This window comes from Corynebacterium sp. 20-84, from assembly GCF_053479455.1.
Genome location: NZ_JBRBCB010000012.1, coordinates 90,683 through 98,896 on the forward strand (window position 1 = coordinate 90,683; position 8,214 = coordinate 98,896).

The 8,214-nt window shown below is 62.7% G+C and carries 9 protein-coding genes; 8 read left to right on the plus strand and 1 reads right to left on the minus strand.

The genetic code is table 11. From position 1 onward, the window contains the following. The first annotated feature begins 23 nt into the window (after positions 1–23). The 7 genes from rapZ (at position 24) to secG (ending at position 6,613) form a co-directional block, all read left to right on the plus strand. The gene (rapZ, locus tag ACUY2Y_RS10105) at positions 24–908 is read left to right on the plus strand and encodes an RNase adapter RapZ (RefSeq protein ID WP_448326195.1); all 885 of its coding nucleotides are present in this window, start codon (positions 24–26) and stop codon (positions 906–908) included. A 19-nt stretch (positions 909–927) separates the two neighbouring features. Then, the gene (locus tag ACUY2Y_RS10110) at positions 928–1,926 is read left to right on the plus strand and encodes a gluconeogenesis factor YvcK family protein (RefSeq protein ID WP_448326177.1); all 999 of its coding nucleotides are present in this window, start codon (positions 928–930) and stop codon (positions 1,924–1,926) included. A 66-nt stretch (positions 1,927–1,992) separates the two neighbouring features. Beyond that, complete coding sequence (gene whiA, locus ACUY2Y_RS10115; RefSeq protein WP_448326179.1) at positions 1,993–2,964, plus strand: DNA-binding protein WhiA; 972 nt, start codon at positions 1,993–1,995, stop codon at positions 2,962–2,964. A gap of 172 nt (positions 2,965–3,136) precedes the next feature. Next, positions 3,137–4,147, plus strand: coding sequence for a type I glyceraldehyde-3-phosphate dehydrogenase (gap, locus tag ACUY2Y_RS10120; RefSeq protein WP_448326181.1), 1,011 nt, complete (start codon positions 3,137–3,139; stop codon positions 4,145–4,147). A 94-nt stretch (positions 4,148–4,241) separates the two neighbouring features. Next, positions 4,242–5,462, plus strand: coding sequence for a phosphoglycerate kinase (locus ACUY2Y_RS10125; protein ID WP_210573382.1), 1,221 nt, complete (start codon positions 4,242–4,244; stop codon positions 5,460–5,462). A gap of 20 nt (positions 5,463–5,482) precedes the next feature. Beyond that, on the plus strand, positions 5,483–6,268 hold the full coding sequence (tpiA, locus tag ACUY2Y_RS10130) for a triose-phosphate isomerase (protein WP_448326183.1): 786 nt from the start codon (positions 5,483–5,485) through the stop codon (positions 6,266–6,268). A gap of 108 nt (positions 6,269–6,376) precedes the next feature. Next, positions 6,377–6,613, plus strand: coding sequence for a preprotein translocase subunit SecG (gene secG / locus ACUY2Y_RS10135; protein WP_076599434.1), 237 nt, complete (start codon positions 6,377–6,379; stop codon positions 6,611–6,613). A 12-nt stretch (positions 6,614–6,625) separates the two neighbouring features. Here secG and ACUY2Y_RS10140 read toward each other — a convergent pair whose 3' ends face one another. After that, complete coding sequence (locus ACUY2Y_RS10140) at positions 6,626–7,480, minus strand: tetratricopeptide repeat protein (protein WP_448326185.1); 855 nt, start codon at positions 7,478–7,480, stop codon at positions 6,626–6,628. A gap of 314 nt (positions 7,481–7,794) precedes the next feature. On the opposite strand from ACUY2Y_RS10140, the gene ACUY2Y_RS10145 reads away from it, so the two are divergent. Next, a complete protein-coding gene (locus ACUY2Y_RS10145) occupies positions 7,795–8,121 on the plus strand; it encodes a hypothetical protein (RefSeq protein ID WP_448326186.1) in 327 nt (108 codons plus the stop codon). Positions 8,122–8,214 lie beyond the last annotated feature (93 nt).

Consider the following 8,214-nt stretch of genomic DNA (forward strand, 5'->3'; position numbering starts at 1 on the left):
CGTCAAGCGTGCAATTGGATACGATGGGGCACATGACCACCCCAACTGAGCTGCGACCCGTCATCATCACGGGTCTTTCCGGTGGCGGGCTGTCCTCCGCCGCGAAAGTCTTCGAGGACAAGGGCTACTTCGTCTCCCAGAACCTCCCGCCGCAACTCATTCTCGAGCTCATGGACCTCGCGGCGCGCAAGGACTCGCCCGTGGACAAGCTCGCCGTCGTCACCGATGTTCGCGCCCGCATTTTCAAAGGCTCCCTGATGGAGATGATCAGCGTCGCGCGTGATCGCGGCTTCAACCCCTTCGTGCTCTACCTTGAAGCGCGTGATGATGTTCTCATCCGCCGCTTCGACAGCGTCCGGCGCACCCACCCTCTCCAGGGCGACTACCCCTTGAGCGTCGGCATCGCCCGCGAACGCGCGGAAATTGCCCGCGTGCGCGACACCGCCGACGTGATCATCGATTCCTCTAACCTGTCCATCCACGACCTGCGCCGCGCCATCGAAGCGTCCATCGGCGACCTCGACTCCGCCAAGCAGCACGTCACCGTTCAATCCTTCGGCTTCAAGCACGGCTCGCCGCGCGACGCTGACCTCGTTTTCGACGTCCGCTTCCTGCCGAATCCCTACTGGATCGAAGAACTCCGCCACTTCCGCGGCGTCGATAAACCCGTCAGCGACTACGTGCTCTCGCGTCCTGGTGCCGGGGACTTCGTCGATGGTGTCGTCAAACTACTGACCTCTATGATGGACGGATACAAACACGAAGGAAAAGACTTCGTCACCGTCGGAATCGGCTGCACCGGCGGTCACCACCGATCCGTCGCGATTTCTGAAGAAGTCGGCCGCAGGCTCGCCCAGCAAGCAGGCCTCGACGTCTCAGTCATGCACCGCGACCTGCAGCGCCACTAGAAAGAACAGCAACCCGACCATGACCCAACTCCGCATCACCAGTCTCGGTGGCGGCCACGGCCTGCATCAGACCTTGATCGCCGCTAAACGCATGACCAGCGCACAAGACGGCGACGGTTGCGACCCCGAGGCCTGCCGCGTCCACGCCGTTGTGACCGTCGCCGACGACGGCGGATCCTCCGGCCGCCTGCGCCGCGAACTCGCTGTCATCCCTCCCGGCGACCTGCGCATGGCCATGGCGGCGCTGACCCCCGAAACCGACGACGGTGATCTCCGCCGCGATGCATTACAGCACCGCTTCGGTGGAAACGGGGCTATGGCGGGGCACGCCGTCGGCAACCTCATCATTGCGGGTCTCACCGAAATGACGGGGAATATCCAGCAAGCACTCGATACCGTCACGCGCTGGACGTCCGCAAAAGGACGCGTCCTGCCGGTCGCGCTCGAGCCGCTCGACATCGAAGCAGAAGTCGCCGGGCTTGACGACGACCCGCGTCTGATCCGTTCCGTCCGCGGCCAAGTCGCCGTCGCCACGACTCCTGGATCCGTCCGCCGCGTTCGCCTGCACCCGGCCCAGCCAGCCGCGAACCCGGAGGCGGTGGACGCTATCTTGAACGCCGACATCGTCACCATCGGTCCCGGGTCCTGGTTTTCCTCAGTGCTGCCGCACCTGCTCATCCCGGAGATCGTGGCAGCCTTGAACGAGACCAAGGCCACCGTCGTGGTGATCCTCAACCTCTCGCCTGAAGCAGGGGAGACCCCCGGATTCTCCACCGAACGCCACATTCATGTTTTGAGCCAACATGCACCCGAGCTACACGTGGACATGTTCTTGGTCGATAACGGCACCGACCTGACCGCAGGGGAACGCAGCTACCTCACACGCACCGCCGACCAAGCTGGCGCGCGGATGGTGTTCGCGGATCTCCGCGAAATCGATGCATCGGGTGAGCCCATGAACAGGCACGATCCGGACAAATTGGCAGCTGCCATCACGGCGGAACTCGACGGAAACTAGACTGTCGCACAGCTACCGGTTCATTCACGAAACGTTGCTGGCACCAGGGAAAGGGAGAACTCTCACGTGGCGTTGACAGCGAAAGTCAAAGACGAATTGCTGGCGGTCACCCCGTCAGGGACGGACGCCCGCATCGCCGAGGCGACCGCGATGCTCCGCGTGGCAGGGGAGTTCACCCAGGGGCTGCAGGGCATCGAGGTGCGTGCCGATTTCGCTGAGCTCGCCGTGGCTGATCACCTCGCCACCACCATCCGCGACGTATGCGAGGTCGACGTGGCCGTCGACTCCGTTGCAGCTGGCAGCAATTCCCGCGAGACTCGCTACGAAGTCACCGTGACCGACGGCGCCCGCGATGTCATCCGCCGCTTCAAGCTCGTCACGGCCTCCGGCCACCCTGTCGTGGGGCTGCCCCGCACAATCATTTCCGGCACCACCGCCGAGGTCGAAGCTGCATGGCGCGGGGCATTCCTCGCGCGCGGAGCCCTCACCGAACCCGGCCGCACCTCCAATCTCGAAGTGATCTGCCCACGGCAGGAAACCGCCCTGGCGCTCGTCGGACTCGCACGTCGCCTGTCCGTGCCGGCCAAGACCAAAGAGACCCGCGGCACCGAACGCGTCTTCGTGCGCGACGGTGACGCCATCGGCATCCTCCTGTCCCGCATGGGCGCACCCCGCACCCGCCTCGAATGGGATGAAAAACGCAAGATTCGCGATGAGCGCACCAGTGCCAGCCACCACGCCAATTTCGATGATGCGAACCAGCGCCGCTCCGCCCAAGCAGCCGCCGCAGCGGCCGCCCGCGTCGACCGCGCCATGAACATTCTCGGCGATGACGTGCCCGAGCACCTTGCCGACGCCGGCTACCTCCGCGTCAAGCACCGCCACGCCTCCCTCGAGGAACTCGGCCGGCTCGCCGACCCCCAGATGACCAAAGACGCCGTTGCCGGACGCATCCGCCGACTGCTTTCGCTGGCGGACAAACGCGCCGAAGAACTCGGCATCCCCGACACCCACGCCGCCGTCGACGAGGAAGCATAGTTCGCCCTCGGTGCTGTAACGGTGCTGGAAAGGTGGGGTACGCAGTCGTCGAAAAGCGACTGCGGGGGAGAGTCCAATTCTCTACACTGGGTTTCGGAGACCGCGAATTGACAAAGAAACATCGCACGGTCTAACAGAAGGAACCCAATACTCCCCGAAGGAGCACTCACACATGACCACCCGTATTGGCATCAATGGCTTCGGCCGCATCGGCCGCTCCGCGTTCCGCATTATCCTCAACGAGTACGCCGACGACCTCGAGGTGGTGAAGATCAACGATCTCACCGACAACGAGACCCTGGCTCACCTGACCAAGTACGACACCGCCTACGGCCAGATCGGCCGCGAGGTCACGTACGACGATGAGTCGATCACCGTTGACGGCAAGCGCATCGAAGTCACCGCCGAGAAGGATCCGGCAAACCTCGCATGGGGCGACGCCGACGTGGACATCGTGCTCGAGTGCACCGGCATCTTCACCAACGGCGAGAAGGCGAAGGCCCACATCGACGCCGGCGCCAAGAAGGTCATCATCTCCGCACCGGGCAAGGAGGTCGACGGCACCTACGTGTGGGGTGTGAACCACACCGACTACACCAACGACACCACGATCATCTCCGCCGCGTCCTGCACCACCAACTCCCTGGCTCCGGTGGCCAAGGTCCTCAACGACGCATTCGGCATCGAGCGCGGCCTGATGACCACGATTCACGCCTACACCGGCGACCAGCGCATCCAGGACGCGCCGCACAAGGATCTGCGCCGCGCCCGCGCCGCAGCCCAGAACATCGTCCCGACGACGACCGGTGCCGCCAAGGCCGTCGCGCTCGTCCTGCCGGAGCTCGAGGGCAAGCTCGACGGCTTCGCGATGCGCGTGCCGACCATCACCGGTTCCGCGACCGACCTCACCGTCACCGTTGGCAAGGACGTCACTGTCGAGGAGGTCAACGAGGCAGTCAAGAACGCTGTGCAGGACACCGAGTTCGGCCGCGCGCTGGAGTACACCGAGGATCCGATCGTGTCCTCCGACATCATCGGTAACTCCCACGGCGCCATCTTCGATGCCGGCATGACCCGCGTCATCGACGGCAACCTGGTGAAGATCATCTCCTGGTACGACAACGAGTTCTCGTACACGTCCCAGTACATCCGCATGACCAAGCACGTCGCGGACAACCTCTAAACCACAACTTCCAATCGCGATGCCCGGGTAGAGTGCAGTCTTGCACCCTGTCCGGGTTTTGCTCGTTTCACCCTGATTCCAAGGAGTAAAAATCATGGCTGTACGTTCCATCGACGAACTGCTCAAGGAGGGCGTCGACGGACGCCACGTGCTCGTCCGCTCTGACTTCAACGTCCCGCTCGACGACGACGGCAACATCACGGACGCCGGACGCATTGACGCGTCGCTGCGCACCATCAAGGCGCTTATCGACGGCGGCGCCAAGGTCATCCTCACCGCCCACCTCGGCCGTCCCAAAGGTGAAGTCAACCCGAAGTATTCCCTCAAGCCTGTGGCAGAGGCCCTGTCCGACAAGCTCGGTCAGTACGTCGCCCTGGCATCCGATGTCACCGGCGAGGACGCTCACGAGCGCGCCAACGGCCTGTCTGAAGGCGATGTGCTCCTCGTCGAGAACGTGCGTTTCGACGGCCGTGAGACCTCCAAGGACGAATCCGAGCGCGGCACCTTCGCCGATGAGCTCGCCGCCCTGGCCGCAGACAACGGCGCCTTCGTCTCCGACGGCTTCGGCGTTGTTCACCGCGCACAGGCCTCCGTGTTTGACGTAGCGAAGCGCCTTCCCGCCTACGCCGGCTACCTTGTCCAGGACGAGGTGGAAAAGCTCGCCTCTGTCAAGGACAACCCGACCTCCCCGTATGTCGTCGTGCTCGGCGGCTCCAAGGTCTCCGACAAGCTCGGTGTCATCGAGGCTCTGGCCGAGAAGGCTGACAAGGTCATCATCGGCGGCGGCATGTGCTACACCTTCCTCACCGCGCAGGGCCACAACACCCAGGCCTCCCTGCTGCAGGAAGAGATGGTGGACACCTGCAAGGAACTCATCGAGAAGTACGGCGACAAGATTGTCCTGCCGGTCGACCTCGTGGTCGCCTCCGAATTCGACAACGATGCCGACCGCAAGGTCGTCGACCTCGACGGCACCCCTGAAGGTTGGATGTCCCTCGACATCGGCCCGGAGACCGCCAAGAAGTACGCAGAGATCATCGCCGACTCCAAGACCGTGTTCTGGAACGGCCCCATGGGTGTGTTCGAGAAGCCGAACTTCGCCGACGGCACCCGCGCCGTCGCCCAGGCCATGATCGACGCCACCGCGAACAACGGCTCCTTCACCGTCGTCGGCGGCGGCGACTCTGCCGCATCTGTGCGCACGCTCGGCCTCGACGAGAACGGCTTCTCCCACATTTCCACCGGCGGCGGCGCTTCCCTCGAGCTCGTCGAAGGCAAGGAACTTCCGGGCGTCGCCGTCCTGGAACAGAACTAGAGCGAAAGGAGCCACCACTAATGGCACGCACACCACTGATCGCCGGCAACTGGAAGATGAACTACGACCACCTCGAGGCCATCTCCCAGGCGCAGCGCCTCGCATTCGCGCTGCCGGGCGACTACTACGAGGACGTCGACGTCGCGCTCACCGTCCCCTTCACCGACCTGCGGTCCCTGCAGACCCTCGTCCAGGGTGACAAGCTGAAGATCACCTACGGCGCCCAAGACGTCTCCGCCCACGAGTCCGGTGCCCACACCGGCGAGATCTCCGCGGCGATGCTGGCCAAGCTGGACTGCACGTGGGTCGTCGTCGGCCACTCCGAGCGCCGCGATTACCACAACGAGTCCAACGAACTCGTCGCCTCTAAAGCCAAGGCCGCACTCGACAACGGCATCAGCCCGATCGTCTGTGTCGGTGAGCCCTTGGAGGTGCGGGAGGCAGGGGAGCACGTGGGCTTCGTCGTCAAGCAAACGCGCGAATCGCTCGCTGGCCTGTCCACCGAGGAACTCGCCAAGACCGTGATCGCCTACGAGCCCGTGTGGGCCATCGGCTCCGGCAAGAGCGCGTCCGCTGAAGACGCCCAGGAGATCTGCGCCGCCATCCGCGGCCTCATCGCCGAGCTTGCCGACGACACCGTCGCCTCCTCCATCCGCATCCTCTACGGCGGGTCCGTGAAGGCCGACACCATTGCCGACATCATCGGCCAGCCCGATGTCGACGGCGGCCTCGTCGGCGGCGCATCCCTCGACGGCAACGACTTCGCCAAACTCATCGCCGCCGCAGGCGACGCAGTCCGCGCCTAAAGGCCCTCACCCCAAAGCTTCCCCGGCACGCCGATGCTGGGGAAGCTTGCCCGTTCATGTAATATGTGAACGGTTAACCGCCCGTACCCGATATGGAGGCATCATCACATGACCCTCGCACTGCAGATCATCCTCGTCATCGCATCCCTGCTGATGACTGTCTTCGTTCTGCTGCACAAGGGCAAAGGTGGCGGCCTGTCCTCCCTCTTCGGCGGCGGCGTCCAGGCGAACCTGTCCGGTTCCACCGTCGTGGAGAAGAACCTCGACCGCTACACCGTGGCCGTGGCGATCATCTGGATCGTCTGCATCATCGGCCTCAACCTGATCCAGGCATACGGCCTGTAAGAATCAGACCGCCTAAATCAGCCCCTGATCCTTCAAGAACTGGAGGTAACGCGGAGGCTCTTCTTCAAAAATCTCCGGGACCATCATGTATGCCGCGATGAGCCCGTTTGCGGCTGGTCGCTCGTAGCCGAGCTCGTACTCGCACTGACCCAGCCGCAGTTGGATATACGGGTTCTCGATTCCGCCGGGGGATTGCGTTGCCTCGAAGAACGCATCGCGGGCGGCCTGCCATTCACCAAGTTCTATTAGGGCATCGCCCATTGTGCCTAAGAACCACATGGCCCCGTCCGCCAACCGGGGATTACCCAGAAGTGCCAAACCTTGGTGGCACAACTCGATGGCAGAACGGTAATCCTCGGCATCCATCAGATCATTGATGCGCTCGGCGAGCTCTTGCACCTCCGGTGAGTCGACCTCGGATTGCTGTGCGGGAGTTTCTTCGGGACTAGTGATCTCACCTGTAGCGACAGCCACATAGCTTTTGTCCTTGCCGAACCCGGCCGTACCGAACTCTTCGTACAGCCCGGAAAAGATCGCCCGTGCCCACTCTGGGGAGCCAACGTGCCATTCGATCACACCTTCATAGAACCGGCGTTCCTGGTCGTCTTCCGGGTACCACCGGGCGAAGCGGTGGAACCACCGAGCCATGTCGTTGTAGGCGCCCAGTCGCATCATCTGCGCCAATGCGGTGTTCAGGATGAGTTTGAGCTTCTCGGTGTCTTCCTCATCACCGGGGAACATGGCCCACATCTGGTTGTACAAGGCGACCAGCGTCGAAGCGTCGCCCTGCTTTACCGCTGCGTCGATGCGAGGATCCAGCTCTTGTTTGAAAGTGCGTTTGAAGTTCTTCCAGGCTGCTTCATCCATTGGTGCTCCTACGGGTCGTTGTGCGCGGACTTTGTTATCCGGCCTTGCGCCCGAATGTAGACGAATATGTAGTTGTCCAGTTTTGAATTCGCTGGGCGTTCACTGATCTCGATGTCGACGACGGCCTTCTCCCGCTTTCGCTTGACGACACCACACTGTCTCCCACAACACCCCGCCCCACGCCCTTTCACACCGCGGTGTGCGGCGGGGTTTCGTCCATTTCTGTGCCCTGTGGCCTGCCCGTTTAGGCGATGTCTACTGAAGTAGACATCGTTTGGTGGATTGTGGGTTGCGCGCGGTTTAACGTTTGTGGCATGAACCAATTCGCGGCGCATGTGGGCGCAGGCAACGCCATCGACCTGCTGGGTAGTTTCAACGCCCAGCAGCTTGTCGACGCCGGCGCCAACCCCACCCGCGTTGCCGATTGGAAGGGCGTCTACGAGGTCTATTACGGAAAGACTCGGTTTTCTCGCCAGCAGGCTAATGCTGTTCGTGTTGCCCGACAGACTGCGAAGTCACTGGATCAGTTGGTGCTCATTGAACAGCGAGTCCGCAAGTTGGGTACCGAGAAGGAGAAGTGGAAGATCCGCCTCGCCTTGTTGTCTGTGAGAGTGTCAGGAAGTTTGTGTGTGAGGCTCTGATCTAGAAGGAGTTTCACCGATAATGACTACGGTGTCACCGAAGAAAGGCCATGACCCGGCGAGGGTCAACGAGATCAGCGAAAAGCTGATGGA